25 protein-coding genes are annotated in these 26,406 nt (G+C 58.9%); 17 read left to right on the top strand and 8 right to left on the bottom strand.

What is annotated here, in order from left to right:
• Positions 1-18: 18 nt before the first annotated feature.
• From AC2FNB_RS08285 to miaB, 3 genes are all read right to left on the bottom strand, one after another.
• Positions 19-1,044, bottom strand: coding sequence for a PhoH family protein (locus AC2FNB_RS08285; protein ID WP_480747901.1), 1,026 nt, complete (start codon positions 1,042-1,044; stop codon positions 19-21).
• A 157-nt stretch (positions 1,045-1,201) separates the two neighbouring features.
• On the bottom strand, positions 1,202-1,957 hold the full coding sequence (locus tag AC2FNB_RS08280) for an outer membrane protein (RefSeq protein WP_496745619.1): 756 nt from the start codon (positions 1,955-1,957) through the stop codon (positions 1,202-1,204).
• Positions 1,958-2,152: 195 nt separating this feature from the next.
• Positions 2,153-3,472, bottom strand: a complete 1,320-nt coding sequence (gene miaB, locus AC2FNB_RS08275) for a tRNA (N6-isopentenyl adenosine(37)-C2)-methylthiotransferase MiaB (protein WP_496745617.1) — start codon at positions 3,470-3,472, stop codon at positions 2,153-2,155.
• A gap of 121 nt (positions 3,473-3,593) precedes the next feature.
• On the opposite strand from miaB, the gene AC2FNB_RS08270 reads away from it, so the two are divergent.
• Entirely contained in the window at positions 3,594-4,460 is an 867-nt protein-coding gene (locus AC2FNB_RS08270; RefSeq protein WP_480747904.1) for a hypothetical protein, read from the top strand.
• Positions 4,461-4,497: 37 nt separating this feature from the next.
• Here AC2FNB_RS08270 and AC2FNB_RS08265 read toward each other — a convergent pair whose 3' ends face one another.
• Positions 4,498-5,295 (bottom strand): phytanoyl-CoA dioxygenase family protein, encoded by a 798-nt coding sequence (locus AC2FNB_RS08265; protein WP_480747905.1) that lies wholly within the window; start codon positions 5,293-5,295, stop codon positions 4,498-4,500.
• A gap of 89 nt (positions 5,296-5,384) precedes the next feature.
• Here AC2FNB_RS08265 and AC2FNB_RS08260 point away from each other — a divergent pair, with 89 nt between their 5' ends.
• Positions 5,385-6,281, top strand: coding sequence for a LysR family transcriptional regulator (locus tag AC2FNB_RS08260; RefSeq protein ID WP_496745614.1), 897 nt, complete (start codon positions 5,385-5,387; stop codon positions 6,279-6,281).
• Here AC2FNB_RS08260 and irrA read toward each other — a convergent pair whose 3' ends face one another.
• Positions 6,282-6,701, bottom strand: coding sequence for an iron response transcriptional regulator IrrA (gene irrA, locus AC2FNB_RS08255; RefSeq protein WP_480747907.1), 420 nt, complete (start codon positions 6,699-6,701; stop codon positions 6,282-6,284).
• Positions 6,702-6,889: 188 nt separating this feature from the next.
• Between irrA and fabA the strand changes: the two genes are divergently transcribed.
• The 4 genes from fabA to AC2FNB_RS08235 are packed head-to-tail and all read left to right on the top strand — an operon-like array spanning position 6,890 to position 9,731.
• Positions 6,890-7,399: a bifunctional 3-hydroxydecanoyl-ACP dehydratase/trans-2-decenoyl-ACP isomerase gene (gene fabA, locus AC2FNB_RS08250; RefSeq protein ID WP_480747908.1), complete on the top strand. Its 510-nt coding sequence runs from the start codon at positions 6,890-6,892 to the stop codon at positions 7,397-7,399.
• Between the two features lie 48 nt (positions 7,400-7,447).
• Complete coding sequence (gene fabB / locus AC2FNB_RS08245; protein WP_496745612.1) at positions 7,448-8,677, top strand: beta-ketoacyl-ACP synthase I; 1,230 nt, start codon at positions 7,448-7,450, stop codon at positions 8,675-8,677.
• A 5-nt stretch (positions 8,678-8,682) separates the two neighbouring features.
• Positions 8,683-9,474 (top strand): enoyl-ACP reductase FabI, encoded by a 792-nt coding sequence (locus tag AC2FNB_RS08240; RefSeq protein WP_480747910.1) that lies wholly within the window; start codon positions 8,683-8,685, stop codon positions 9,472-9,474.
• 59 nt (positions 9,475-9,533) lie between these two features.
• Positions 9,534-9,731: a hypothetical protein gene (locus tag AC2FNB_RS08235; protein WP_480747911.1), complete on the top strand. Its 198-nt coding sequence runs from the start codon at positions 9,534-9,536 to the stop codon at positions 9,729-9,731.
• A gap of 57 nt (positions 9,732-9,788) precedes the next feature.
• On the opposite strand, the gene AC2FNB_RS08230 is transcribed toward AC2FNB_RS08235, so the two are convergent.
• The gene (locus AC2FNB_RS08230; RefSeq protein WP_496745609.1) at positions 9,789-10,217 is read right to left on the bottom strand and encodes an FKBP-type peptidyl-prolyl cis-trans isomerase; all 429 of its coding nucleotides are present in this window, start codon (positions 10,215-10,217) and stop codon (positions 9,789-9,791) included.
• Between the two features lie 126 nt (positions 10,218-10,343).
• Here AC2FNB_RS08230 and AC2FNB_RS08225 point away from each other — a divergent pair, with 126 nt between their 5' ends.
• The 9 genes from AC2FNB_RS08225 (at position 10,344) to AC2FNB_RS08185 (ending at position 18,675) form a co-directional block, all read left to right on the top strand.
• The gene (locus tag AC2FNB_RS08225; protein WP_480747913.1) at positions 10,344-11,030 is read left to right on the top strand and encodes a haloacid dehalogenase type II; all 687 of its coding nucleotides are present in this window, start codon (positions 10,344-10,346) and stop codon (positions 11,028-11,030) included.
• The gene (locus AC2FNB_RS08220) at positions 11,030-11,857 is read left to right on the top strand and encodes an alpha/beta fold hydrolase (RefSeq protein ID WP_496745608.1); all 828 of its coding nucleotides are present in this window, start codon (positions 11,030-11,032) and stop codon (positions 11,855-11,857) included. Before AC2FNB_RS08225 ends, AC2FNB_RS08220 begins: the two co-directional genes overlap by 1 nt.
• The gene (locus AC2FNB_RS08215) at positions 11,854-12,828 is read left to right on the top strand and encodes a threonine ammonia-lyase (protein WP_496745607.1); all 975 of its coding nucleotides are present in this window, start codon (positions 11,854-11,856) and stop codon (positions 12,826-12,828) included. Before AC2FNB_RS08220 ends, AC2FNB_RS08215 begins: the two co-directional genes overlap by 4 nt.
• A 96-nt stretch (positions 12,829-12,924) precedes the next feature.
• Positions 12,925-13,731: a 3-oxoadipate enol-lactonase gene (gene pcaD, locus AC2FNB_RS08210; protein WP_496745605.1), complete on the top strand. Its 807-nt coding sequence runs from the start codon at positions 12,925-12,927 to the stop codon at positions 13,729-13,731.
• The gene (locus AC2FNB_RS08205) at positions 13,724-14,437 is read left to right on the top strand and encodes an alpha/beta fold hydrolase (RefSeq protein ID WP_496745603.1); all 714 of its coding nucleotides are present in this window, start codon (positions 13,724-13,726) and stop codon (positions 14,435-14,437) included. Before pcaD ends, AC2FNB_RS08205 begins: the two co-directional genes overlap by 8 nt.
• Positions 14,437-15,774: a class-II fumarase/aspartase family protein gene (locus AC2FNB_RS08200; protein ID WP_496745601.1), complete on the top strand. Its 1,338-nt coding sequence runs from the start codon at positions 14,437-14,439 to the stop codon at positions 15,772-15,774. The genes AC2FNB_RS08205 and AC2FNB_RS08200 overlap by 1 nt, the downstream gene beginning before the upstream one ends.
• Positions 15,775-15,927: 153 nt before the next feature.
• A complete protein-coding gene (locus AC2FNB_RS08195; RefSeq protein ID WP_496745599.1) occupies positions 15,928-17,031 on the top strand; it encodes a Zn-dependent alcohol dehydrogenase in 1,104 nt (367 codons plus the stop codon).
• Between the two features lie 20 nt (positions 17,032-17,051).
• Positions 17,052-18,284: a mandelate racemase/muconate lactonizing enzyme family protein gene (locus AC2FNB_RS08190; protein WP_496745598.1), complete on the top strand. Its 1,233-nt coding sequence runs from the start codon at positions 17,052-17,054 to the stop codon at positions 18,282-18,284.
• A 109-nt stretch (positions 18,285-18,393) separates the two neighbouring features.
• Positions 18,394-18,675: an ArsR/SmtB family transcription factor gene (locus tag AC2FNB_RS08185; protein WP_480748087.1), complete on the top strand. Its 282-nt coding sequence runs from the start codon at positions 18,394-18,396 to the stop codon at positions 18,673-18,675.
• Positions 18,676-18,691: 16 nt separating this feature from the next.
• On the opposite strand, the gene AC2FNB_RS08180 is transcribed toward AC2FNB_RS08185, so the two are convergent.
• The gene (locus AC2FNB_RS08180; protein WP_496745652.1) at positions 18,692-21,736 is read right to left on the bottom strand and encodes a cyclic nucleotide-binding domain-containing protein; all 3,045 of its coding nucleotides are present in this window, start codon (positions 21,734-21,736) and stop codon (positions 18,692-18,694) included.
• A gap of 177 nt (positions 21,737-21,913) precedes the next feature.
• Here AC2FNB_RS08180 and AC2FNB_RS08175 point away from each other — a divergent pair, with 177 nt between their 5' ends.
• Complete coding sequence (locus tag AC2FNB_RS08175) at positions 21,914-22,294, top strand: DUF3307 domain-containing protein (protein WP_480748089.1); 381 nt, start codon at positions 21,914-21,916, stop codon at positions 22,292-22,294.
• A gap of 10 nt (positions 22,295-22,304) precedes the next feature.
• Here AC2FNB_RS08175 and AC2FNB_RS08170 read toward each other — a convergent pair whose 3' ends face one another.
• Positions 22,305-22,775, bottom strand: coding sequence for an Lrp/AsnC family transcriptional regulator (locus tag AC2FNB_RS08170; RefSeq protein WP_496745596.1), 471 nt, complete (start codon positions 22,773-22,775; stop codon positions 22,305-22,307).
• 133 nt (positions 22,776-22,908) lie between these two features.
• Between AC2FNB_RS08170 and AC2FNB_RS08165 the strand changes: the two genes are divergently transcribed.
• Entirely contained in the window at positions 22,909-26,322 is a 3,414-nt protein-coding gene (locus AC2FNB_RS08165; RefSeq protein WP_496745594.1) for an indolepyruvate ferredoxin oxidoreductase family protein, read from the top strand.
• Positions 26,323-26,406 lie beyond the last annotated feature (84 nt).

Raw genomic sequence — 26,406 nt, 5'->3', positions numbered from 1 at the left:
CAGCCAAACCTTGCCCGATCAGGATGAGGTCGTTCGCCCGGCGTCGGCCTCATAAGCCTCAATAATGGCGGCGACAAGCGGATGACGCACAACATCCTTGGAGGTAAAATAGTTGAATCCGATTTTGGGAATGATTTTCAGCAATCGTTCCGCATCTGCCAACCCCGATGGTACCCCACGCGGCAGGTCGACCTGAGACCGGTCGCCTGTAATGACCATGCGGCTTCCTTCGCCCAAGCGGGTCAGGAACATCTTCATCTGCATGGTCGTGGCATTCTGCGCCTCGTCCAAAACTACAAAGGCGTTCGAAAGCGTACGACCGCGCATGAAAGCCAGCGGTGCAATTTCTATACGTTTTTCTTCGATCAACTTGGCGAGCTGCTTGCCAGGCAAAAAGTCGTTCAGCGCGTCATAGAGCGGCTGCATGTAGGGGTCGACCTTGTCCTTCATGTCGCCGGGCAGATATCCCAGCTTCTCCCCCGCCTCGACGGCGGGACGGCTGAGGATGATACGGTCAACATGGCCGCCGATGAACATCGACACGCCGACAGCCACGGCCAGATAGGTCTTACCCGTCCCCGCCGGGCCAATACCAAAGGCCAGTTCGTTGTTGAACAGCGATTGCACATAAGCCTTTTGCGCATCTGTGCGTGGCTCAACCAGCTTCTTTCGAGTCTTGATTTCGACCGTGCCGCCCTTGAACATTTCAAGCTGATCGCCATCGCGAACGCCAGTCCCGGTCTCGGACCCGCCCATGCGCAGTTCACGGTCTATATCCGCCGCTTCGACAGAACGACCGGCCTGCAGCCGGTCATAAAGCGCCTCCAGCACTTCCACCGCCCGCTTCTGAGCTTCTTCCTCGCCCATGATGGCAAGCTGGTTCCCGCGGCGAAGGATTTGGATCGACAGTTTTCGCTCGATCTCGGCCAGGTTGCGGTCATATTCACCGCACAGGTCAATCAACAATCTGTTGTCTGGAAATTCAACAAGCACCTCGTGCGGGGGCATGTCATCTTGCGGTGGGGTAAGGGCACCAATGGCCAATAGGTTCTCCTGTTTTGGCATTTGATTTGAGCGTAGTCAGATTGCTCGCAACTGCGCAAGCACCGACGAAAAAAAATTGCACGAGAACGCAAATTTGCCGCCCCCCGGCTGAACAAGCCCGCGATTTATTCAAATCGCGGGTCTCGAGCAATCGGCCTCAGAATGCGTAATTCAGACCGACTCTGAGATTGCCATAACTCGGCGTGGCCACTGTCGAGGATCCTGAAGAATCAATCAGTCGCATCGAATCGAATTGCGTGAATTCATACTCCAGCGTCAGGCGAACCTTTTCCGCCACGATGCGTTCCATCCCAAGACCCAGAGTGTAGCCGTCATAATCGGAGTTGTCCGACACGGCAATCGTATCACCGCCAGCCGTCCCCGCCAGTGCATAGTCGATATCGCCTCTCGCATATCCTACGATACCGTAATACTGCATCTTTCCAGACGCGCTGGTGATGCCGCCCTTGAGCCGCAGGGACAGTATGTTTTTGACATCGACTGATGCCTGATGCGTGTTTGTGGTCAGATCATCGTCGATGCTGCCCGCCTCATAGCCCAACTCGACCCCGTAAACATAATACCGGCTGCGAAATGCGATGTTGTTTCGCCACCCGAGCCTGAGGCCATAATTAAACCCACCCGGCTTCAGTTCGCCCACGCTCGCCACCAGATCGCCGTTCGGAGCGCGCTGCCCCACGTCATCCGAGCCTCCGAATGCGTACCCCAGCGTTCCCCCGGCATAAAAACCGCGCCAATCGGCATGACGCTTGGCTGGCTCGATGACCTCTGGTTCTACAAAAGGAGCCTCAGTATTCCCAGCGACTACCGGGACTCCGTTCAATGCCCCAATGCCGAACACCAGCGAAAGTGCCCACCCTTTTAGGGACAACAGTCCGTTCAAGCGTTTCAAATTCTGCTCCCTCCTCGTACCAACTCCTTACGGAGCCTCACAAACTATCCGGCCCCAAAGACCATTCGCACCGTTGCCCAGATGGTGCGATTTCGATGACCTAAACCAGAAACAGGTTTCGGCAAAGTGAATCTTTGTTATCGAAATGCCAATAGCACCCCAAATCTGGCTATTTTTCGGCTTTTCCCCTCAAGATTATGTCAACCCTCCGGCGAGAGAGTTGGAACCGGAGGACGTGATGCGCACACGACGCAGATCACCAGGAACTACATCAGCCCGATTTACGTGGACCGCATGCAGATACTCTGATTTTCCGACCATCTGCCCGTCGAGCCGCCCGGGCTTTTCAAACAACACATGCACGTCACGCCCGACCATGCTGTCCTGCACGCTGCGCTGATGCTTGGTAATCAGTGCTTGAAGCCGTTGCAGCCGGTCATCGGCTTCCTTTCCCGGAACCTGTGGCCGTTCCGCCGCCGGTGTACCCGGTCGTGTGGAATACTTGAACGAATAGGCATAACCGTACTTTACCTCTTCGACCAGATCGAGCGTGGCCTGGAAATCCTCTTCGGTCTCTTCCGGAAAACCGACAATGAAATCACCCGACATCAGAATATCGGGGCGTGCGGCACGAATACGCTCAATCAGTCGCAAATAGCTTTCCGCCGTATGGCTGCGGTTCATCCGCTTCAGAATCTTGTCCGAGCCGGACTGCACCGGCAGGTGCAGATAGGGCATCAGCTTGTCGCAGGTAGCGTGCGCTTCGATCAGATCGTCGCTCATGTCGTTGGGGTGCGATGTGGTAAACCGGATGCGTTCCAGTCCGTCGACCTTGTTCAACTCCCAGATCAACCCGGCAAGCGTCATATCGCCGTTCTGACCGGCCCCGTGATAGGCGTTCACGTTCTGACCCAGCAACGTGATTTCGCGCACGCCCCGCTCCACCAGTTCGCGAGCCTCAAGCAGAATACGATCCGCAGGCCGGCTGACCTCGGCCCCGCGAGTATAGGGTACCACACAAAAGGCGCAGAACTTGTCGCAGCCTTCCTGAACGGTCAGAAACGCCGTCGGGCCGCGCTTGGCCTTGGGACGGTTCTTCAGCTTTTCGAATTTGTCCTCTTCCGGGAAATCCGTGTCCAGCGCCTTTTGGCCTTCGCGCGTTTTCGCCTCCATCTCGGGCAGACGGTGATAGCTTTGCGGGCCGACCACCAGATCGACAAGAGGCTGGCGGCGCATAATCTCTTCGCCTTCGGCCTGCGCGACGCAGCCTGCGACTCCGATCTTGAGATCGGGTTTTTCCGCTTTGAGTCCCTTGAATCGGCCAAGCTCGGAATAGACCTTCTCCGCAGCCTTTTCCCGGATATGGCAGGTGTTGAGCAGGATCATGTCCGCATCATCCGGGCTTTGCGTCTCGACATAACCTTGCCCGCCCAGCGCCTCGGCCATGCGCTCGCTGTCATAAACGTTCATCTGACACCCGTAGGTCTTGATGAAGAGCTTTTTCGGTTCGGACATGAAACGTGCCTTTGATTTCGCTGGATCGGCGCCGTCTATACGGAACGGACGCGGCTTGCAATGCGCGCGCATTTACCCGAGTTTGACGGCAAATGCCAGCAGAGCAGGACAAGTACATCGCATGCAGTATCCATCACTCGACAGTTTTCTGAACTCGGTCGCGAAATCGCCAGTCAAAGGACCGGTGGCGATGATCTTTGCCGAAGACGCCGTCGAGATAGCAGGAACATTGCTGCATCATTTGAATCTCGGGTTCAAAACGGTGATCGCATTGATGCCGGATGACTTCGAACTGCCGACGGATCTCGGCGACCAGGTGCACCGGATCACCTATACTTGTAGGCCCAGACATTTGGTCTTTGCGGCGGTCAACCGGATCGTCGCCGCGTTGCCCAATGTCTGGATGTACTACGGCTACAACGCCGAATACCTGTTCTTTCCGTTCTGCGAAACGCGCAGCGTGGGCGAGATGCTGTCTTTTCACGCCGAGGAACGCCGCAGCGCGATGCTGACCTACGTGATCGACCTGTACGCCGAAGACCTGAACACTTGCCCCTCGGCGGTTTCGCCCGCGACTGCGATGCTCGACAAATCGGGGTACTTTGCCGAAGTGCGCATAGACCCAACAACCGAGGACCCGCTTGAACGGCAACTCGATTTTTCCGGCGGGCTGCGCTGGCGGTTTGACGAGTTCATACCAAAGGAAAGCCGGAGAATGGATCGCATCGCACTTTTTAGAGCCAAACCCGGGCTAGAGCTGTTTTCGAACCACACGTTCAATGATGCTGAATACAATACCTATTCCTGCCCGTGGCATCACAATCTGACTGCAGCTATCTGTTCCTTTCGCGCTGCAAAGGCGCTGAAACGAAATCCGGTGTCAGCGGCGCGGATCAACACCTTCAAATGGCGCAATTCCGTACCGTTCGAATGGTCCTCGGGCCAGTTGCTCGATCTTGGCCTGATTGAACCGGGGCAGTGGTTCTGAAACGAGGTCCAGCCTTCGCGCCGAGAACACTCCAAACTCAGCGCCTGAACAGAACCGGAAACCAGTCCTCGCGCAAACGCTGGCCTGGTTGCATGTCATGGCCCGGATAGGGTGGCGATGTTCGGCCCGGGCGCTCGACGTAACGCGCATCGTCTCCGACCAGGCGCAGGGAAAATGCCCGGCGGCGTGACGCCGAAGTATTGCCGCGCGCGCCATGCAGCACGCGATAGTTGAACGCCACCGCATCCCCGGGTTGCATTTCAAACTCGACAATCTTCATACCTTCAGCCTCGGGATCGGGGATCGGCATGTACTGACCTTCGTCAGGGAAAAAACCCTCTTCCGAAACCCAGCGCGTCGGCAGCACTTCCTTTTCCCACAGGTGGGACCCTGCGACACAGCGCAGCGTCGCCTCTTTCACCGGATCGAGCGGTGACCAGAAACTGATGGTTTGCCGTCCGTCAACGAAATAATACGGCCCGTCCTGATGCCATGGCGTCGCCATCGAGGTGCCGGGCTCTTTCACCAGCACATGGTCGTGGAACATCTGCACCGATTCGGATGCCATCAAATCCGCTGCGACTTCGGCCACGGGTGAGGTTTCGATCACCTCGCGAAACTGTGGGATTCGGTCCCAGTTGCAGTAGTCGTCAAAGAACCTGCCGGTTTGGCCTTCTTTCTTGTTTTCCGATGCATACGGTCCTGGGTTCGACATGTTCGCCTCGACCCCTGCGCGCAAGGTATCGACCTGATCGGCAAACAATCCGGGCACAAAGACGACACCGTCCCGCTGAAAGGTGTCGATCATGTCCTGTGTAACCAATGGGTGAGGCAAGGGATCCTCCGTAAATCCGTGTTTGCCAAGATATGTGCAGGTCCCGAACCTCTGTTCAAATCATATCTTCGAAACTAATAAATAATCTCATGTTATTTATTTCACTCCGCCAGTACGAATATGTCTGCGCCATCGGCCACCACGGCAGCCTTACCGCAGCGGCCGAGCATCTCAATGTGTCGCAACCTGCCTTGTCCGCCGCCCTGGCCAGAATCGAACAACATCTGGGTTATCCCTTGTTCATCCGAAAACGCGGTTCGGCCATGGCCGTAACCCCGCAAGGGCGGACCTTTATCGAAGGCGCAAAAAGCCTGCTTGACCACGCCGCCCGGTTGCAAGACCCGTCCCATCCTCCAATACCCGCAAAACGGCTTCGGCTAGGGTGTTTCGTCGACCTTGCTCCGTTCCTTCTGGCCCCTGCCATCCGCCGTCTGCGCTCTGAGTTGCCGGATGTCGAAGTGACCTATCGGGCCGATGGCTTCGAAGCCCTGCTCGCGGCATTGCTCAAGGGGCAGATAGATATCGCGTTGACCTATGATCTGGGAATGGATGCCGGATTCTCGCGGCGGTTGCTGTATGTCTGCCGCCCCAACGCGCTGATACCACCCGATCATCCGCTTGCGACACATGAGGTCGTGACCTTGGACCGGCTGGCCGAATTTCCGCTGATCCTGTCCGAAGAGGGACTTTCCGCGCAATATGTTCTGGAACTGTTCAGACGCAAGGGCCTGTCGCCGCATGTGGCGCATCGGGCAACTTCACTGGAAATCCTTCGCAGCCTCGCCGCGCATGGCGAGGGTGTCGGCATCAGTTACGCCAACCCCGTTGGCGCCCTGAGCTATGACGGGCTTCCCATTGCAAGCCGGCCTGTCCGCGATCCCGAAGCCCGCGAATCCGTCGTAATCGCTCGGCATGGCATCGGCCCGGCCGACCCGCTGTTTGACGCGGCCCAACGGGTGTTGGCCGTTCTGTTCGAAAAGAATTGATCAGGCCTTGCGGCGCAGGCGGATGACCACATCCACGGAAGCAATTTCAACCCCTTCGGGTGCATTTGGCAAGCGCTGGATCACCAGCTGATCCGACGGAGCGTCGGACAGACGCCCCTCATCCTCCCAAAAAAAATGGGGATGGTCATGGGTATTGGTGTCGAAATAGCTTTTCGATCCGTCCACCGTGATTTCCTGTAGCACACCTGCATCGCAAAAGGCGCGCAGTGTGTTATACACGGTGGCCAGAGAAACGGCAGCACTGTTGGACTTTGCCGCCTCGAACAGACTTTCCGCCGTGACGTGCCGGTGTTTACCGTCACCCACCAGAAGCTCGGCCAGCGCAACGCGCTGCCGCGTCGGTCTGAGACCGGCCTTGGCCAACCACTGCGTGGCGTTTTCCAGACTGTCTGGCGTCATGATGTCGATACCTGCATGGGTTTGACAATATATATAAGTCGTGCCCAGATGAAATTTCAAATGAAATTCATTCGCAAACAGGGCCATTCGCTTGAAACTTGCGGCGCACCCGCTCTTGCAGGACCTTGCACACGGGTGTTAGAGGAGGCCAGATGTGACCAACAGACTCTGGCAGGAGAGGCGGCAGAATGGCCCAATTCCCGAGCAGCTTTGACAAAGACGATCTGCTGAAGTGCGCGCGCGGCGAACTTTTCGGCCCAGGCAACGCACAGTTGCCCGAACCTCCAATGCTCATGATGGACCGGATCACCGACATTTCGGCGGATGGTGGCGCACATGGCAAGGGGCATGTGGTGGCCGAATTCGATATCACGCCGGATCTTTGGTTCTTTGACTGCCATTTTCCGGGCAACCCAATCATGCCTGGCTGCCTTGGTCTGGATGGGCTGTGGCAACTGACCGGATTCAACCTCGGCTGGCGTGGTTGGCAGGGGCGCGGCTATGCTATCGGCACAGGCGAAATCAAGTTGACCGGTATGGTGCGCCCCGACCGCAAGAAGCTGACCTACTACGTCGATTTCACCAAGGCCGTTCAGACCCGCCGCCTGACCATGGGTGTGGCGGATGGCCGGGTCGAAGCAGATGGGGAATTGATTTATCAAGTCAAGGACATGAAGGTTGCATTGTCCGAAAGCTGACCCCAGCTGAAGACCAGGCAACAGAGAACGGAACACAGGAGTACGCTTATGCGTCGCGTCGTCGTCACCGGATTGGGGATCGTTTCCTCGATCGGGAACAATGCCGAGGAAGTGCTTTCATCGCTGAAAGCGGGCAGGTCCGGCATCGAGGCCAACGAACAGATGGTCGAGCACGGCTTTCGCAGTCAGGTAGCTGGAACGCTCAAAATCGATGTGGCTGAACACGTGGACAAGCGCGCACTCAGGTTCATGGGCCCGGGCGCGGCCTACGCCCACATCGCGATGGGTCAGGCCATTGCCGATTCCGGTCTGACCGATGATCAGGTAGTAAACCCCCGCACCGGGCTGGTGGCCGGGTCGGGCGGTCCTTCGACCAGTGCAATGCTGACCGCACATCAGACCGTGCTGAAATCGGGTGCGACAAAGCGTATCGGCCCGTTTGCGGTGCCAAAGTGCATGTGCTCGACCATCTCGGCTAACCTGGCGACAGCCTACAGGATCAAGGGCATCAACTATTCGATCACTTCGGCCTGCTCCACTTCGCTGCACTGCATCGGAAACGCTGCTGAACAGATTATGATGGGCAAGCAGGACGTGATGTTCGCGGGTGGCGGCGAGGAACTGGACTGGACGCTCAGCTGCCTGTTTGACGCGATGGGCGCGATGTCGTCAAAATACAACGACACCCCCGCACGCGCCTCACGCGCTTTCGATCAGGACCGCGACGGGTTCGTGATCTCGGGTGGTGGCGGGATCGTGGTTCTGGAAGAACTGGAACACGCCAAGGCACGCGGCGCCAGGATCTATGCCGAAGTGACCGGATTTGCCGCCACTTCGGATGGTCATGACATGGTGGCCCCATCGGGCGAAGGCGGCGAACGCGCGATGCGCCTGGCACTGCAGACCGTGCCCGAGGGGCGCAAGGTCAGCTATATCAACGCACACGGCACCTCGACCCCGGTTGGCGACGTGGGCGAGGTCGAAGCAGTACGCCGAATTTTCGGCGAGGGCAACGTGCCGCCGATTTCATCGACCAAGTCGATGACCGGCCATGCACAAGGCGCGGCGGGCGCGCTCGAGGCGATCTTCTGCCTGCTGATGCTGGACAACGACTTCATTACCCCTTCGATCAACGTCGATAACCTGGCCGAGGGCATTCTGCCCGGCGAAATTGCGACGCAAGTCGTTGAAAACGCAGGACTGGACAGTGTCATGACCAACAGCTTCGGCTTTGGCGGCACAAACGGGTCCATGATTCTGTCCAAGTATAATGGATGAGTGAAATGTCGGATCTTCTCAAAGGCAAACGCGGCCTGATCATGGGCGTGGCCAACGACCGCTCCATCGCGTGGGGCATCGCCAAGGCCATGCACGAGGCCGGTGCCGAACTGGCATTCACCTATCAGGGCGAAGCTTTCGGCAAGCGGTTGGAACCGCTTGCGCAAAGCGTCGGCAGTGATTTCATGGTCGACGCCGATGTCACCGATGACGAGTCGCTAGACCGCGCCTTTGACGAACTGGCCAACCGTTGGCCCACCGTCGACTTTGTTGTTCACGCCATAGCCTATTCCGACAAGTCGGAATTGACGGGGCGGTTTCTGAACACTACACGGGCCAATTTCAAGCATTCGATGGATGTATCGGCCTATTCCTTCATCGAGGTGGCGCGCCGCGCCTATCCGCTGATGAAAGAAAATGGCGGCTCGCTGCTGACGCTGACCTATCAAGGTTCGAACCGGGTGGTTCCGAACTATAACGTCATGGGTGTGGCCAAGGCCGCGCTGGAATCGGCGACCCGCTATCTCGCCAACGATCTCGGACCTGACGGTATCCGCGTCAATGCTATCTCGCCTGGTCCGATGAAGACTCTGGCCGGCGCGGCCATCGGTGGCGCGCGCAAAACCTACAAATTCTGCGACCAGAATGCGCCGATGCGTTCGAATGCAACGCTCGAAGCCGTTGGCGGTACTGCTGTTTATCTGACGTCCGATGCCGGCGCCTGCACCTCGGGTGAGATTATCCGTGTCGATGGCGGTTTCCACGTCCTGGGAATGCCTCAACCCGACTTCATGTGACCCGAACTTTCCCTGCGCTTGCCAAGTTTTGACCACACTTGGCGCGCAGGAATTCGGGCATGAGCAAAATTGACATGATCCTCTCCGCCGCCGCGCAACGCGAAAAGGCGCTGAAAAAGCCGGAACCGCCAGTAAGGCAATCGGGCAACCTGATACGCTTGTTGTTGGTGAGCCTGTGTTTCTCGCTTGCGGCGCTGGTGATCTTGTCGCAGCCCCAGACACAGGCGATGATGGGCCTCACGATCGCCACCAGGTAGTACGCCTGCCAAACAGGCCAGGTCAGGCGCATTCGCGGGCCCAGCCGTCATTTCGGTTCAATTGATCGACACGACCTCGATGTCAAAGATCAGGTCCTGCCCCGCCAAGGGGTGGTTCGCATCCAGTGTCACGGTGGCATCGTCAACTTCGACCACCGTTACCGGAAGGGCCTGACCATCGGGCGTCTGCATCTGCAACTGTGTGCCGATGTCGAGCGGTATATCGTCGGGAATGCCTTCGCGCGGGATGGACTGCCGCATCGCCGGATTGATCGGACCATAGGCTTCGACACAGGTCACCTCGACCTTTTTCCTTTCACCGACAATCATGCCCGGCAAGGCATTGTCCAGCCCAACGATGATCTGTCCCGACCCCACTTCGAATTGCAGCGGGTCGCGGCCTTCGGAACTGTCGAATGTGCTCCCGTCCAGCAGGGTACCGGTATAGTGAATGCGCACCGTGTCGCCTTGCTTGATTTCGGTCATGAGGTCTCCGATCGGTTGGGTTTTGGTTGAACGGCCCACCCTAATGTCTGTCACACCATTGTAAACCCGCCCCTCTTTCGCGCGCTGAATTCCTGTGCGAACCTGCCCGCGAAGAGGGAGGAGCACATGCCAATCACCACCTGCGTCTTTGACGCCTACGGAACACTGTTCGACGTCGCAGCCGCCGCGCGTCTGGCCGCAGCCGAGCCCGAGCATACCCAGCTCAGTGGCAAATGGCCGGAGTTGGCCAATTTCTGGCGATTGAAGCAGTTGCAGTACTCCTGGCTGAGGGCGGTGACCGGCGCCCATACCGATTTCTGGGAGGTGACACAGGACGGTCTTGACTGGGCGCTCGAAGCGGTCGGGCTGGACGGAGAAGGCGGGCTTCGCCAGCGGTTGCTCGATCTCTATTGGGAACTGCAGGCCTTTCCCGAAGTTCCCGCAATGTTGGGGGCATTGAAGGACGCTGGGATGCAAACGGCAATCCTGTCCAACGGCTCGCCTGCGATGCTGGATGGTGCGGTGCAATCGGCAGGCATCGGCGACGTGCTGGATGATGTGCTGTCGGTGGAAAGCGTGGGCATCTTCAAGCCCGATGCCCGCGTCTATGAACTGGTGACCAAGCGCTTTGCTTGCGCCCGCGACGAAGTTCTTTTTGTCAGCTCGAACGGCTGGGATGCGGCTGCGGCCAGCGGATTCGGATTTGTCACCGCATGGGTCAACCGCGCTGCCGAACCCATGGACCGCTTGCCGTGGCGGCCCGCGCATGTACTGTCCGACCTGACCACGATTCCCCAACTGGCAGGAGCCTGATGGCGCACTTCACCTCAAGCGACGGAAAAAAAATCTACTTTGAGGACAACGGCAAAGGTAAACCACTGGTTTGCCTTGCCGGTCTGACCAGATCCAGCCGGGATTTCACATTCCTCGCCCCGCACGTACCCGACCTGCGTCTGATTGCGATCGACTATCGTGGCCGGGGGCAATCGGACCATGACCCGAACTATATGAATTACAACGTCAATCGAGAGGGTCAGGATGTCATCGAGCTTCTTGATCATCTGGGACTTGGCAAAGTCACCGTGCTGGGCACGTCTCGAGGCGGTCTGATCGCGATGGTGCTGGCTGACTGTCACCAGGACCGGCTGGCAGGCGTAATCTTGAACGATGTGGGCCCGATTGTGGAGCCGACAGGGATTGCCCGGATTTTCGAGTATGTCGGCAAGCCACCCACATTCCAGACTTTTGAAGATGCCGCGCAGGTTCTGAAAGACTCGATGGAACCGCAATTCCCCGGTGTCCCCCTTTCGATTTGGCGAAAGCAGGCAGAAAACCAATATCTTGAAACGCCCACAGGACTGGCCCTGAGCTATGATGTAAACTTGCGGCAGGCCCTGTTGGAACAGGCCGCGGCCGGACCACCACCCGACCTATGGCCCCTGTTCGACGCGTTGCGCACCATCCCTACTGGTGTTATCCGGGGCATGAACTCCGACATACTCAGCCCGGGCACGCTGGCGGAAATGCGCAAGCGTCATCCTGCCCTCGTCGCGGAAGAAGTCCCTGATCGGGGCCATGCCCCGTTCCTGGACGAACCGCAGTCCCTCGCAGTCATTCGCAATATCCTGGAGGCCGCATGAGTACCCTGCCCCTGATAAAAGCCGCCGCCAAACGGCTGCAAGGCCATGCAAGGCGAACCCCATTTCTAAGCTCTCCTTTCCTTGATGACATTGCCGGGCGCAGGGTGCTGGTCAAACCGGAATGCCTGCAACACACCGGCAGCTTCAAGTTCCGCGGGGCATGGTCTGCGATTTCGGCGCTGGACCCGAACATGCGGCAACGCGGAGTCATCGCCTATTCTTCGGGTAATCACGCGCAGGGCGTAGCGATGGCGGCGACAAAACACGGAATCGCATCGGTCATCGTCATGCCGTCGGATGCGCCGCAACTGAAGATCGAAAACACGCGCGCACTGGGGGCCGAAGTCGTTTTGTATGACAGGGAAACCGAAAGCCGCGAGGATATCGGCGCGGCATTGTCGAATGAGCGCGGCCTGACCCTGATCCGCCCCTATGACGACCCACAGGTAATCGCAGGTCAGGGCACCGTCGGGTTGGAGGTTGCCGAACAAGTCGCTGATTTCGGCGTTCATATGGCCGACGTTCTGGTTTGTTGTGGAGGTGGCGGACTGACCTCCGGGATCGCCTTGGCGCTGGAGGGCCACGCGCCCGGCCTGCGCGCCAGAACCTGCGAGCCCGAAGGCTTTGACGACGTGAAACGTTCGTTGGTCTCGGGCGGGATCGAACGGAACAACCGGACTTCGGGGAATATCTGCGACGCAATCCTGACGCCCGAACCGGGTCAGATCACCTTCCCGATTCTGAAACGCCTGTGCGGCCCGGGTCTGAGCGTTACCGAGACCGAAGCCATGCGCGCCATGGCTTTGGCTTTTCTGCGCCTCAAGATCGTTCTGGAACCCGGCGGAGCCGTGGCGCTGGCCTCGGCCCTGTACCGGCAGGACGAGATCGAGGGCGACACCGTGATCGTCGTCGCCTCGGGCGGCAACGTCGAACCGGCTCTCTTTGCCCGGGCACTGGCAGATCACACCTGATGCCGGGGTACCTGCTGCCGATCCGAAGCATGGATCACGCGGCAATCCTGCCCTATACCTTCGCGAAACATAGCCAAGCTGACACAGGGGTATCCCATGAACATTGCCGATCTGGGTCATGTCCAGCTCTACTATCGCATCGACGGCGACCCCGACGGGGCGCCCGTGGTATTTGCCAATTCGCTGGGCACCGACTATCGGCTTTGGGATGCGGTTTTGCCTTTGCTTCCCAAGGGGCTGAAGTTCATCCGCTACGACATACGCGGCCACGGCCTGTCGTCTCTGCCGCCCGCCCCCTATTCGATGGGTGCGCTGGTGCAGGATGCCGAGGCTCTGCTGGATATGCTGGAGGTCCGCGATTGCGCTTTTGTCGGCCTCTCCATTGGCGGGATGATCGCGCAGGGACTGGCGGTCAAACGGATGGATCAGATCCGCGCGTTGGTTCTGTCAAACACTGGTGCCAAGATCGGCACCGCTGACATGTGGGACAAGCGCATTGCCGCCGTCAATGCCGGTGGAATAGAAGCGCTGGCCGACAACATCATGGAACGCTGGTTTTCCAAGGATTTCCGCGCCTCGCCCAACCTCACCCTGTGGCGTAACATGCTGGTCCGGCAACCGGTCGAAGGTTATGCGGGATGTTGCGCGGCCATTTCCGGCACCGACTTCTATACTCCGACAAGTGGCCTGCGACTTCCAACGCTGGGCATCGCGGGCAGCGAGGACGGGGCGACGCCACCCGATCTGGTGCGTGAAACGGTCGACCTGATCCCCGGCTCAAAATTTGAACTCATCCGCAGGGCAGGCCATCTGCCATGCGTTGAAAAACCCGAAGAATACGCTGCCATCCTTTCAGAATTCCTACGCGGTATAGGGCATGGTAAGGAGGGCGGGAATGGCTGATTTCCTTCTGGTTCACGGCTCATGCCATGGGGCGTGGTGTTGGCGTGATCTGATCCCTGAACTGACCGCTCTGGGGCATTCTGCCCGCGCCATAGATATGCCCAGCCACGGGGATGACCAAACTCCTGTCGCCGATGTCACTCTGGTTAGGTGCCGCGATGCCGTCTTGTCGGCATCGACCCCCGATACTGTAGTTGTAGGTCATTCCTGGGGCGGCTATCCAATCTCGGCAGCGGCCGGGACAGCTCCGGGCAAGATGCGCGCCCTGATCTATCTCTGCGCCTATGTCCCCATTTCGGGCAAGAGCATGGCACAGATGCGCAAGCGCGCGGCCCGCCAGCCCCTGATTTCGTCCGTCCAGAAATCGCCCGATGGCCTCTCCTATACCGTAGTTCCGGATCAGGTCAGGGCGCTGTTCTATCACGACTGCGCCGAAGAGACCGCCGAATTCGCCGCCCAACGCCTTTGCCCGCAAGCAATCAGGCCGCAGGAAACGCCCTTGGTACTTGGTGAAGGTTTTGCCAATTTGCCCAAGGCCTATATCCGAACGCTCGACGACCGAACTGTACCCACCGAATATCAGGCCGAGATGTGCAGTGGTTTTCCGCCAGATATGAAATTCACAATCGACAGCTCCCATTCTCCGTTCTTTTCCCATCCCAAGGAACTGGCGCTGATGCTGTCGCAGATCGAAAGAAAATTCTGATGGCTGGATCCGTTTTCGACAGCGTGCTGTTTTCCAGGCTGTTCCCGTCTGGCGATGTTGGTCGCCTCTTCACTGACAGTGCCGAGTTGAGGGCAATGCTGCTGGTCGAGGGGATGCTGGCCAAAGTTCAGGGCGATCAGGGCATCATACCATTGGAAAGCGCACAGGCCATTTCGCGCGCCGCGATGGAGATTCAGCTTGATCCCGGTGCCTTGTCCGCCGCGACCGGCGAAAACGGCGTCAGCGTCCCGGCGCTGGTCTCGGCCTTCCGGGCCGAGATGCAGGCCCCCGAACATGCCGCCTATGTTCATTGGGGCGCGACTTCACAGGACATTATCGACACCGGGCTGATGCTGCGGCTGCGGCAGGCGATCGGTCTGATCGAAACCGATGTTAAAGATACTCTTGGCCACCTTGCGCGGCTGGCCCTTGATCATGCCCGCCTGCCAATGCCAGCCCGCACCTATGGGCAGCACGCGACCCCAACCAGCTTTGGCGCCGTGGTCGCGTCATGGGGCTGGCCCCTGTTAGGGCTTATGCAGGAATTGCCTGCGCTGCGGCAAGACTGCCTGCTTGTGTCCCTGTCCGGCGCGGCTGGCACCAGCGCAGCCCTGGGGGCGCAATCAGCCACAACCCGCGCAGAGCTTGCAAAACTCTTGAACCTGCACGACCCCGGGCGAAGCTGGCATACCGACCGAACCTCCGTTCTACGCCTTTGCGATTGGTTCACCCGCTTTGTGCTGGCCTTGGGCAAGATCGGAGAGGACGGCGTGGAGCTAACCCAGACCGGGATAGCCGAGATTGGCTTGGGCGGGGCCGGGTCATCTTCGACCATGCCGCAAAAGCAGAACCCTGTGGCTCCGTCGGTTCTGGTGGCGCTGGCCCGCCAGCAGACCGGGTTGATGAGTGTTTTGCAGGGGGCGGCGATGCATCGCCATCAGCGCGACGGCGCCGCGTGGTTCACCGAATGGATGTGCCTGCCACAAATCGTTTTGGGGGCGGGTTCTTCTTCCCGGGTCGCCTCGTCCATGGCTCAGAAGATTTCGCCCGAACTTGACGCGATGCGCACAGCGCTGGAATCACATCTCGGCATGATCCATGCCGAAGCGCTGAGTTTCGCGCTGGCCGAACACTTACCGCGCCCCAAGGCACAGGCCGCAACCAAGGAACTGTGCCGGGAATCCGCCGCAACAGGCACCCCTCTGAAGGAAATCGTTGCCCGGACCTGGCCGCAACTGGACACGCACAAACTGTTTGACCCTATGCATCAGCTTGGACTTGCCCCGTCCGAAGCCGAAGCCTTTGCGCGCAGTACGACCGAATTCCTGAGCGACTGACGCGCCATCGCGCCTCCCCATTTCGCGAACGGATCGGTTTTCACCTGTGCTTAAATCGTGTCGTGACGTAAGAACGACATTGTTTTGCCGGTTTCCACCTTGCAGACGGCGATCTGCCGGGCCACCGTGCCCGGCAATCAAGGGGAGGAGACCATGCAAACCATCAAGGCGGCCGTATGCCGCGAGTTCGACAAGCCACTTGTTATCGAAGACATCCAGATCGCTCCCCCGGGGATGGGCGAGGTCGAAGTCACGCTGGATGCGGTGGCGATCTGTCATTCCGACATCACCTATGCCAGCGGAGCCTGGGGTGGGTTTCTGCCCGCTGTTTACGGCCACGAAGCCGCCGGTGTCATAACCGCAGTCGGCGACGCTGCTGGCGATTTCAAGGTGGGTGAATCCGTTGTGGCCACGCTGATCCGCGCCTGCGGATCGTGCCCGTCCTGCGCCAGCGGCAAGCCGACGATCTGCGAGACACCTTATGACACGGTCAAGGGTCCGCTGAAAACCGCCGATGGCGGCCCCCTGGAACAGGCGATGGCCTGCGGTGCCTTTGCCGAAAAGGTGGTCGTCAGCCACCGCCAGATCGTCAAGATCCCCGACACCATGGCCAAGGATGTCGCCAGCCTGCTCAGCTGTGGCGTGATCACTGGCGTCGGCGCGGCCGTCAATGCCGCCGGGCTGCGCCCCGGTCAGGATGTCGTCGTGATCGGCGCGGGCGGTGTGGGCCTGAACGCAATCCAGGGCGCGCGCATTGCGGGGGCCCGCAGAATCGTGGCGGTCGACATGACCGAGGAAAAGCTGGAGATCGCCAGGGAATTCGGCGCAACGCATGGGGTCCTTGCCACGTTGGATGCACCCTGGAAAGCCGCATACAAGGCTCTTGGCGGGCGCGGAGCCGACGCGGTTCTGATCACCGTCGGCGCGATACCGGCCTATGAACAGGCTCCTCGTTATCTGGGGCGCGGCGGCAAGGCCATCATGATCGGGATGCCTCATTCGGGGGCGATGGCCAGTTACGAACCGGTCATCCTTGCCGCTGTCGGGCAGGGTCTGATCGGCTCCAAGATGGGCGACGTAGTCATTCAGCGTGACATCCCTTGGATGATCGATCTTTATCAGCAAGGGCGTCTCAAGCTCGACGAGCTGATTTCGGGGCGCTGGTCGCTTGACCAGATCAACGAGGCAATCGCCGACACCAAGACCGGTGGCGCCAAGCGCAACGTGATCGTGTTTGACCGCAAATCGGTGGAATAACCCGAACAGGAGGACATGCGATGAAGCTTCAGGATCTCGATATCATCGTGACCGCGCCGCCTGCACCGGGTTGGGGCGGGCGATACTGGATACTGGTCAAGCTCACCACCGACACGGGCATCACCGGTTGGGGCGAATGCTATGCCTCGTCGGTCGGTCCCGAGGCGATGAAACACATCATCCACGACGTGTTCAAGCGGCATATGGCGGATGAAAACCCCGAAAACATAGAGCTGATGTTTCGCCGGGTGTATTCCAGCGGCTTCACACAGCGCCCCGATCTGAGCGTCATGGGCGCGTTTTCCGGGCTGGAAATCGCTTGCTGGGACATTCTGGGCAAGGATCGCGACCGACCGGTTCACGCCCTGATCGGCGGGCGGATGAATGACCGCATTCGCGCCTACACCTATCTCTACCCGCTGCCGCAGCATGACCTGACCGATTTCTGGACCTCACCGGAACAGGCGGCCGAATGCGCCGCTGCGATGGTCGGGCGGGGCTATACTGCGGTCAAGTTCGATCCCGCAGGCCCCTACACGATCCGGGGCGGCCACATGCCTGCGATGAGCGATATCTCGATGTCGGTCGCTTTCTGCAAAGCGATCCGCGAAGCGGTCGGCGACAAGGCCGACCTGCTTTTCGGAACCCACGGTCAGTTCAACACCGCAGGGGCGATCCGTCTGGGTCAGGCATTGGAGCCCTATTCGCCGCTCTGGTTCGAGGAACCGACGCCTCCTGACAATATCGAAGATATGGCGCGCGTCGCCCGCAACGTCCGCATTCCGGTCGCAACCGGCGAGCGGATGACCACCAAGGCAGAGTTCGGCGCAGTCCTGCGGGCAGGCGCGGCGGAAATCCTGCAACCCGCATTGGGACGTGCCGGCGGCATCTGGGAGATGAAGAAAGTGGCCGCGATGGCAGAAATATTCAACGCCCAGATGGCCCCCCACCTGTACGCAGGACCGATCGAGTGGGCCGCCAACATTCATCTCGCCGCCTCAATCCCCAATATCCTGTTGCTTGAAAGCATAGAGACACCTTTTCACGACAAGTTGATCAAAGGATCGATCAAAGTCGAATTAGGCTTTGTCACGCCACCCGAGGCGCCCGGTTTGGGCATTGAAGTTGACGAAGATCTGGCGCGAGCCCATCCTTATACCGGCGATGGGCTTCATTTGCAGATGCAGGAAGAACCATGTGACTATGTCAACGGCAACGCGTTTCAGGGTGGTGCACCAGCACAGGATGCATGAGATTGCATGCCACAACGCTGTGTTGTAGTTTGGACAAAAGGATTACGAGCAACCCGTGACAGTTCAGAATACATCAGATCAGGCATTTCAGCCCGAAACCGCCGTCGACATGAAGCAAAGCGCTTCGGATGCCGCAAACTTTCTCAAGACGCTTGCCCACGAGGGTCGGCTGATGATCCTGTGCCATCTCGGCGACGGCGAAAAGTCGGTTGGGCAACTGGAAACCCTGTTGGGTATCCGTCAGGCTGCCGTCAGCCAGATGCTGGCCCGACTGCGGGAAGAGGGGCTGGTATCGACACGACGGGATGGCAAAACCATCCACTATTCACTCAGCGATGGAAACACCGCGCAGGTGATCGAACTGCTATACAAACTGTTCTGCAAAACGTGATTTTTCGCTCTGTTCGTCAGTTCGAAACGTAACCCGCCACAACCTGCAAAAGCTTGAACGCGGTTGCCGCGTCGTTTTCGACCACGGCCAGAAACTCCTCCTCACCGATCCGCAGACAGGTCAGATTGGTTTCGGCCACCATGCTGAGCGCGCGCGGCTCTTTGCGGATCAGTCCCAGCTCTCCGACCAGCGTTCCAGGCCCGACGCGCGTGATCAGCTGATCGTCGCCGGATTTCTGGGGCAGGTACAGACCTGCCTCGCCTTCGATGATCATATAGGCACCGTCGGTCGGGTCGTCGTCCTTCAGGAAAACGACCTCGCCCGCCTTGGCCTCGAACCAGCGCGCACCAAAGGCCAGCAGGCGCAGCTGTCGCCGGTCAAGCTCGGAAAACAGCGGGGTCTGCTCCAATGCCCTTAGCTTGCGCGTCAGGTCGGCCGAGGCGGCACCATCCTCTTCAACATCCATCGGAGCCTCCTCGCTGATGATCCGGCCTTGCCGAATCTCAATGTGCAAATCAAACGCCTCGGGCGATTTGAAATGGTCGTTGATGTAGATCACAGTGGTATCAGGCAGCAACTCGCGCAGGTTTTTGTATACCGATACCTGAGTATCCATGTCGAAACTCGCCAACGCGCTGTTCAGAACCAGAATGTCGGGCTTCTTGATTGCCGCCCGTGTAAAGGCCAAAGGTTCGGCAAAGGCGGCGGGCAGGTTCTGCCCCCCAAGGCTCACCGGCATGTCATAGATCAGCTCAACCACCAGCGGGCGCGCACCGTTACCCGAAAGCACGTCGGTGATCAGTTTGCGCAATTCGTCGGTGCGCGCGCCACCCACCTGACTGACCTTGCCGAACATGGCGTTTTCCAGCACGGTCAATCCGGGCGCAAACTCATCCACCCGTAACGGCACAAAGACATCGCGCAAGCTTTCCAGAAGCTTGTCGGAATGGCTGTGCCGCAATTCCAGAATCCGGGATTTCAAACCGTCCGAAAAGGCCGGCCCTATCTGTTCCGCCGAAATTCGGAACGGAACGGCCAGCAGGCTGGCCAACTCGGTATCGTCCAGGGCCCGCGCCCCGGCGCTGCGCGTCTTTTCGACCAGATCCAACGCCGCCTCATAAGTGTTCACCTCCAACCCCAGCTTTCGGAACAGGGGATGGTCGGTGCCGTCCAATCCAAAGATCTGACGCAACATGTCGATCACATCGCGGGTCAGATCGACAAGTATTTCGTCCAGCCCCAGATCCCGCAACTGTGCCAGAAACACCGCCTGGCGCGCCAGAAGTTCCTGTGTGACAGGCACGCGCGGCGTTGCAAACAGCAAGTTCTCGGCAACCGGCAATGCGGGATTATAGGCGTCGCGGTCAAAGATAAACGCCTGTTGATCCAGCCCGGCTTTGCCGATTTCCCGTCTTACGATCGGGCGCAACTCGACCAGCTTTGCCGCCAGTTCCGGATGCGCGCCGTGGTCAAAGACCTGGTCTGCGCCCCGTCTGAACAAGGCCGCCCCCGACCCCATCCCTTCGACCAGTCGCAACCACCACGCGCGAAGGCTCGCTTCGTCCTGGAAACCGGCGCGCGCCGGGTCCAGCCATTCGGCGTGAAACGGATCGGCGCTGTTGCCCGCCCGCAGTGTTTCGGCAAAGTCCGGATTCTCTGGCGCGGGTTCGGTCGGCTGAAACCGCATCGGCATCATCACATTATCGCCGAACGTGCCCTGAAACATGACCGGGCGCGAACTGGCATAGCCGATGCGCGCCGCCACATCCACCTGATGCACCTTGGACAGTTCGTGCCCGCCGATCATGACCTTGCCTGATCCCGGCAGAACCTCACGCGTCAACAATTCGCTGAGGGCCAGACGGTCCTCCTCGCTGGGGGCCGATATGCCAATCACGCCAGCCCCCGGCAGTACCGCATTCATATCATCCAAAACGTGATTGCCGTCCGCATCCCGCACCGAGACATGGTCGAGCACGATATCGCCATTCAGGCGCACGCTCTCCTTGGGTTCGTTCTCGAACAATTCCTCGTCAATCATGCCTGCGGGGGCGAAACGTTCGATCACAACTTCCCAGCGTATCGCCATGTCCTGCGTCTGGTTGTAATAGGTCAGCAACTCCTTCCACGGGCTGGACAGATCCTTGTAAGCCGCCAGTGCCGCGACCAGCGCCCCCAGCGACACCTGGCCCTGCAATACCAGAAAACCGCCTACCGAGTAGAACAGGAACGGGGTCAATTGCGAAATGAAGTTATTGAGAAACTTCATGAAGAATTTTTTCTGATAGATGTCGAACCGTATGCTGAACAGCCGCCCAAGCTGGTCCGAAATCATGGCCCGTCGATACCGCCAGCCCGCATTGCCGCGCAGGGTCGATGCACCGGCCGCGTTCTCTCCGATCTGGGCTGCCAGAACCCGCACCTCCTGTATGCGCTTCTTGTTGAGCAGGTTGATCTGGCGTTGCAGCTTGGGGATCAGCCAGGCCTGCAACGGGATCAGCGCAATGGCCGCAAGCCCGAACCAGAAGCTTTGCAGAAACAGAAAGGACAGGATGGTCAGCATCTGCCCGGCCTGCAGCACTGGCTGGCTGATCGCATCACCCATCAGACCGCCCATCGGCTCGCTTTCGGCGGTGACCATGGACACAAGTTCACCTTGGCTCACGCGTTCGAAATAGGGTTGCGGAAACCTCAAAATCCGGCTGATGAGCTGATAGCGGAACCGCCTCAGCATGCGCTCGCTCAACACGCCCTTCATCGTGTTGATCCGCATTTTCATCAGACCATGCGCCAACACCGACAGCAGAAAGGCAAAACACAGGATCATCAGAAACGTTGTCTGATCGAAGGTGATCCCAAAATACTCGACGGTGGAACTGGCCGCCCCGATCGCGTCGTTGATTATCCGTTTGGGCAATTCGAGTGTCAGATAAAGCAGCGGGAACAACGTGGACGTCACGGCCAGCAAAATCAGCTGATCCCGCTTCGAATACTTCCAGATGAACCGAAATAGCGTACGTTCTATGGGTCCTGCCCCCGATGACAAACCTATTGAAACCACCCAGTGAGACGGTCGCCAACCGTTCACATATTCACGCTATCGCAACCGAACGCCGCAACGCAAATGGAATCCCCCCATTCCAATACACGCACCATTTGCACGAGAGTGTTTGCGCGATACGTATTAACGTCTTAAGCTTGGGTGCAGATTGATATTAGGAGGACCGCCTTGCCTGAAATGACTGGCACGGTACTTTTGTTACTCTGCCTATTGCAGATCAAGCATATGTTTGCTGATTATTATCTACAAACCCCCAAGATGCTGGAGGGCCGGGCAGAGTATTTGCATTCGGGTCGTGCGCAACATGCGGGTGTACATGCCATCTTGTCTGCTGCGATTTTTCTTCTTCTCGGCGCACCTATTATCTTTGCGATAGCGATATCCGCTCTCGAATGGTTCATCCATTTCAACATCGATTTTGCCAAGGCCTATTACTCGGACAAGAAAGAACTGCAACCCAATCAGGCCGCGTTCTGGCGCGCTGCGGGTCTGGATCAGTGCATGCACAACCTGACCTATATCGCCATGGCCTGGGCCTGGATCGTCTGCGCGTGCTAAGGCCCCTCCGCTATTTCTGAACCGGTTTGTTGCGCTTGATTGTGCGCAATACGACATTGGTCTGGGCACTGGCGACGGCGGGAAGCCGGAACAGAAACCCCTCCAGAAACTTGTTGTAGGCAGCCAGATCGGCAAACAGCACCCTCAGATGATAATCCGCCTGCCCCGTGGTTGCATAACATTCCTGAACTTCGGGGCTGTTTTCGATCGCCCGAATGAATTCGACGATTCTTTCCGGGTCATGCCGCGTCAGGTGCACATGCACAATCGCTTCGAATGACAAACCCATTGCCGACGGATTAACGACGGCACCGTAGCGTTCGATAATCCCGGCTTCCTCCAGCATTCGCACCCGCCGCCAAAGCGCAGATGCAGACATACCGACCGCTTCGGCCAGATCCGCGTTCGAGATTCGACTGTCCTTCTGCAACAATGTCAAAATGCGGCTGTCTCTTTCATCGAGCTGAAATGAAACGGTCATTTTGTTCGAACTTTCATCATTTTTCGATTATTTCCTCCGAATACCTGTCCATAATTGACTGTTTCTGGATCAAATTTCCATTGCAATCGGGATAAAATTTCCAGAACGCGCGAAAATTGACAGGACTTCATGGATGACTCGCCACATTCCCGAGTTCCAAACATATCGACTCCAGGACCGCTATGACCTCACAAAAGGCCGCGTCTTTCTGACCGGCACCCAGGCGCTTGTCCGGATCATGATGGATCAGGCCCGCCGGGATCGGGAGGCAGGGCTGGAAACTGCCGGTTTCGTGTCCGGATATCGGGGCTCACCGCTTGGCGCATTGGATCTGGAAATGTGGCGCGCCAAGGAACGGCTGAAACACGACCGCATCACCTTCATGCCAGCCGTTAACGAAGATCTGGGCGCCACCGCGGTATTGGGCGCGCAGCAGGCCAGCCTGGATCCGCAGTGCGAGGTCGAGGGCGTGTTTTCCATGTGGTATGGCAAAGGCCCCGGCGTGGACCGTTCCGGCGACGCGCTGAAACATGGCAACGCCTATGGCTCGGCCCCCAAAGGCGGTGTGCTTGTAGTTGCAGGTGACGACCATGGCTGCGTCAGTTCCTCTATGCCCCATCAATCCGACGTGGCGTTCATGGCCTGGTTCATGCCGACGCTGAACCCGGCCTCGGTCGAGGAATACCTGGAATTCGGCGAATACGGGCTGGCCCTGTCACGTTTTTCCGGCACATGGGTCGGTTTCAAGGCCGTTTCAGAAACGGTCGAAAGTGCCCGTTCGGTTGAGCTTCGCCCGGACCGGCAGTTCGCCCTGCCTGAGATCGAGTTGCCCGCAAAAGGCCTGCACGTGCGTTCTGCCGACCTGCCCAGCCCCGAGATCGAGACCCGTATTCAAGCAAAACTGCGCGCCGTGCGCGCCTTTGCCGAGGCCAATCCGATCGACCGAAGCATCTATGGCATCAAGAACGCCAAGTTCGGCTTTGTCACCACCGGCAAAGGCCATCTCGACCTGATGGAGGCATTGCGACTACTGGGCCTTGATGAAGCAAAATGCCGGGAACTGGGAATAGACATCTATAAGGTCGGCATGGTCTGGCCGCTCGCCCGTCGCAATGCGCTGCGCTTTGTCAGGGGCAAGGCCGAAGTTCTGGTGGTCGAGGAAAAGCGCGGCATCATCGAAAGCCAGTTCAAGGAGTATTTCTATGACTGGCCGGGTGACAAGCCGCACAAGATGGTCGGCAAGTACGACAGCCATGGCGAACCACTGATCCCCTGGACCGGTGAACTCAGCCCTCTGATGCTGGCCCCCATCGTCGCCGCGCGCCTGCACACCTTCTTCCCCGAGGAAGGCCTGCCGGCCAAAGCCAATGCGCTGACAGCTCAGCCCCCACAACTAGTTAACATCCCTGGCGCAACCCGAACGCCCTATTTCTGTTCGGGCTGCCCTCATAACAGCTCGACCAAGGTGCCCGAAGGATCGACGGCTGCCAGCGGCATCGGTTGCCATGTCATGGCGTCTTGGATGGACCGCCAGACCGTGGGCTATGCGCAAATGGGCGGCGAAGGGGTGCCGCATGTGGTGGCGTCGAAATTCAACGGCGGCAAGCACATCTTCCAGAATCTCGGCGAGGGTACATGGTATCACTCCGGCAGCCTCGCCATCCGGCAAGCGGTCGCCGCAGGCACCAACATCACCTACAAGATCCTGTTCAATGACGCCGTCGCCATGACCGGAGGTCAGCCGGTCGACGGGCCAGTCAGTGTGCATGGCATCGCTCAGACCTGCCGCGCCGAAGGTGTGGAACGGATCGCCATCGTTTCGGATGACATTTCCAAGTTCCACCACGCCGATTTCCCGTCGCAAACCTCGTTTCACGACCGCTCCGATCTGGACTGGTTGCAACGCGAGTTGCGCGACATCCCCGGCGTTACTGTCCTGATCTATGAACAGACCTGCGCCACCGAAAAACGTCGCCGCCGCAAGCGCGGCACGATGGAAGATCCCAGGAGGTTCGCGTATATCAACGATTTGGTCTGCGAGGGCTGCGGCGATTGTTCAGTCGAGTCGAACTGCCTGAGCGTCGAGCCGCGCGAAACCCCCTTTGGTCGCAAGCGCAAGATCAACCTCAGCACCTGCAACAAGGATTTCTCGTGCCTGAACGGGTTCTGCCCCAGCTTTGTAACCGTCGAAGGCGCCACGCGTCGGAAACGTACGGTTTCGCTAGATCTCGCGGCGCTGGAAACCGGCTTGCCAACCCCCGACCTGCCTTCCCTCGCCCAACCCTTTGACCTGCTTGTCACCGGTGTCGGCGGAACAGGAGTGGTCACTGTCGGCGCCTTGGTCACCATGGCCGCGCATCTCGAAGCCAAAGGTTCATCCGTTCTCGACTTCACCGGGTTTGCGCAGAAATTCGGAACCGTGCTCAGCTATATCCGCTTGGGCACGACACCCGATGCGCTCAATCAGGTTCGCATTGATCAGGGTGCGGCCGACGCGGTTATCGGTTGCGATATCGTGGTCAGTTCCGCCCCAAAGGCCTCGGCGCATTACCGTCCGGGTACGCAGGTGGTGCTGAACCGCGCCGAGATGCCGACAGGCGATCTGGTCTTGCGCCGCGATGCGCAGCTCAACGTCGGCCATCGCGAGGCCGCCATCCGCGCAGCGGTTGGCGCAGATCACGTCACTGGATTTGACGCCAACGCCGCAGCCGAAACGCTGCTGGGAGATGCGGTCTTTGCCAACGTAATGATGTTGGGCTTTGCCTGGCAGAAAGGGCTGGTGCCGGTGACCGAAGTGGCGCTGTCGCAGGCCATCCTGTTGAACGGGGTCGCGGTCGAAAAGAACCGGCTTGCCTTTGCAATCGGTCGTTGCATGGCCGCCGATCCCACGCGGCTGAACGGCTATTCCGATCCTCAGCCCGAACCGGATACACTGGATCAGATGATCGCCCGCCGCGCCGAATTTCTCACCGATTATCAAGACGCCGCCTACGCAAGAAAATACACTGCCCGTATCACGGATTTACGCGCCGCCCTCTCTGACGCGCCTGATCCCCTGATCCGCGCCGCTGTGCACAACCTTTTTCGCTTCATGGCCTATAAGGACGAATTTGAAGTGGCCCGTCTGATGTCGGGTCAGGCTTTCGCTCGCGAACTCGGCGAACAGTTCGAGGGTGACTTCAAACTCCGATACCACATGGCCCCGCCTTTCCTGAACCGGCGCACCGACAATCGCGGGCGGCCCGCAAAACGCTGCTATGGGCCGTGGCTGAAGGCTGCTCTGGGTGTACTGGGCCGCATGAAACCGCTGCGGCCGACGCCTCTCAACCCGTTCCGCTATCATTCCGAGGCCCGGATGCACCGTGAAACGCTGGCATGGTATCTTGACCTGCTCGACCGGGCGCAGGCCGGTTATTCGCCGGAGCGGGCCGAGGATTGGACCGCAGTTCTGACTTGCGCCGATGAGATCCGTGGATATGGCCCGGTACGCGAAGTTGCCATCCGAAAGGCGCACGTGGCAGCCGACGCGGCGCTGGCCGGATTCTAACCCCCTGCTCGGGACAAACTGTCAGCCCAGGACAGAGAAACTGCTGTCCTCGTTGATCGGGCGCTTGCGGGAATAGAACCCAAC

Source organism: Ruegeria sp. BHSB058 (genome assembly GCF_059613285.1).
The sequence above is the reverse complement of the archived record's forward strand: the minus strand, read 5'-3'. Positions and strand labels throughout refer to the sequence as shown.

Excerpts from the sequence above, each read along its gene's own strand:
- miaB (WP_496745617.1), bottom strand. The coding sequence starts at position 3,472 with ATGTCCGAACCGAAAAAGCTCTTCATCAAGACCTACGGGTGTCAGATG.
- AC2FNB_RS08270 (WP_480747904.1), top strand. The coding sequence starts at position 3,594 with ATGCAGTATCCATCACTCGACAGTTTTCTGAACTCGGTCGCGAAATCG.
- AC2FNB_RS08260 (WP_496745614.1), top strand. The coding sequence starts at position 5,385 with ATGTTATTTATTTCACTCCGCCAGTACGAATATGTCTGCGCCATCGGC.
- irrA (WP_480747907.1), bottom strand. The coding sequence starts at position 6,701 with ATGACGCCAGACAGTCTGGAAAACGCCACGCAGTGGTTGGCCAAGGCC.
- fabA (WP_480747908.1), top strand. The coding sequence starts at position 6,890 with ATGGCCCAATTCCCGAGCAGCTTTGACAAAGACGATCTGCTGAAGTGC.
- fabB (WP_496745612.1), top strand. The coding sequence starts at position 7,448 with ATGCGTCGCGTCGTCGTCACCGGATTGGGGATCGTTTCCTCGATCGGG.
- AC2FNB_RS08240 (WP_480747910.1), top strand. The coding sequence starts at position 8,683 with ATGTCGGATCTTCTCAAAGGCAAACGCGGCCTGATCATGGGCGTGGCC.
- AC2FNB_RS08235 (WP_480747911.1), top strand. The coding sequence starts at position 9,534 with ATGAGCAAAATTGACATGATCCTCTCCGCCGCCGCGCAACGCGAAAAG.
- AC2FNB_RS08230 (WP_496745609.1), bottom strand. The coding sequence starts at position 10,217 with ATGACCGAAATCAAGCAAGGCGACACGGTGCGCATTCACTATACCGGT.
- AC2FNB_RS08225 (WP_480747913.1), top strand. The coding sequence starts at position 10,344 with ATGCCAATCACCACCTGCGTCTTTGACGCCTACGGAACACTGTTCGAC.
- AC2FNB_RS08220 (WP_496745608.1), top strand. The coding sequence starts at position 11,030 with ATGGCGCACTTCACCTCAAGCGACGGAAAAAAAATCTACTTTGAGGAC.
- AC2FNB_RS08215 (WP_496745607.1), top strand. The coding sequence starts at position 11,854 with ATGAGTACCCTGCCCCTGATAAAAGCCGCCGCCAAACGGCTGCAAGGC.
- pcaD (WP_496745605.1), top strand. The coding sequence starts at position 12,925 with ATGAACATTGCCGATCTGGGTCATGTCCAGCTCTACTATCGCATCGAC.
- AC2FNB_RS08205 (WP_496745603.1), top strand. The coding sequence starts at position 13,724 with ATGGCTGATTTCCTTCTGGTTCACGGCTCATGCCATGGGGCGTGGTGT.
- AC2FNB_RS08200 (WP_496745601.1), top strand. The coding sequence starts at position 14,437 with ATGGCTGGATCCGTTTTCGACAGCGTGCTGTTTTCCAGGCTGTTCCCG.
- AC2FNB_RS08195 (WP_496745599.1), top strand. The coding sequence starts at position 15,928 with ATGCAAACCATCAAGGCGGCCGTATGCCGCGAGTTCGACAAGCCACTT.
- AC2FNB_RS08190 (WP_496745598.1), top strand. The coding sequence starts at position 17,052 with ATGAAGCTTCAGGATCTCGATATCATCGTGACCGCGCCGCCTGCACCG.
- AC2FNB_RS08185 (WP_480748087.1), top strand. The coding sequence starts at position 18,394 with ATGAAGCAAAGCGCTTCGGATGCCGCAAACTTTCTCAAGACGCTTGCC.
- AC2FNB_RS08175 (WP_480748089.1), top strand. The coding sequence starts at position 21,914 with ATGACTGGCACGGTACTTTTGTTACTCTGCCTATTGCAGATCAAGCAT.
- AC2FNB_RS08170 (WP_496745596.1), bottom strand. The coding sequence starts at position 22,775 with ATGACCGTTTCATTTCAGCTCGATGAAAGAGACAGCCGCATTTTGACA.
- AC2FNB_RS08165 (WP_496745594.1), top strand. The coding sequence starts at position 22,909 with ATGACTCGCCACATTCCCGAGTTCCAAACATATCGACTCCAGGACCGC.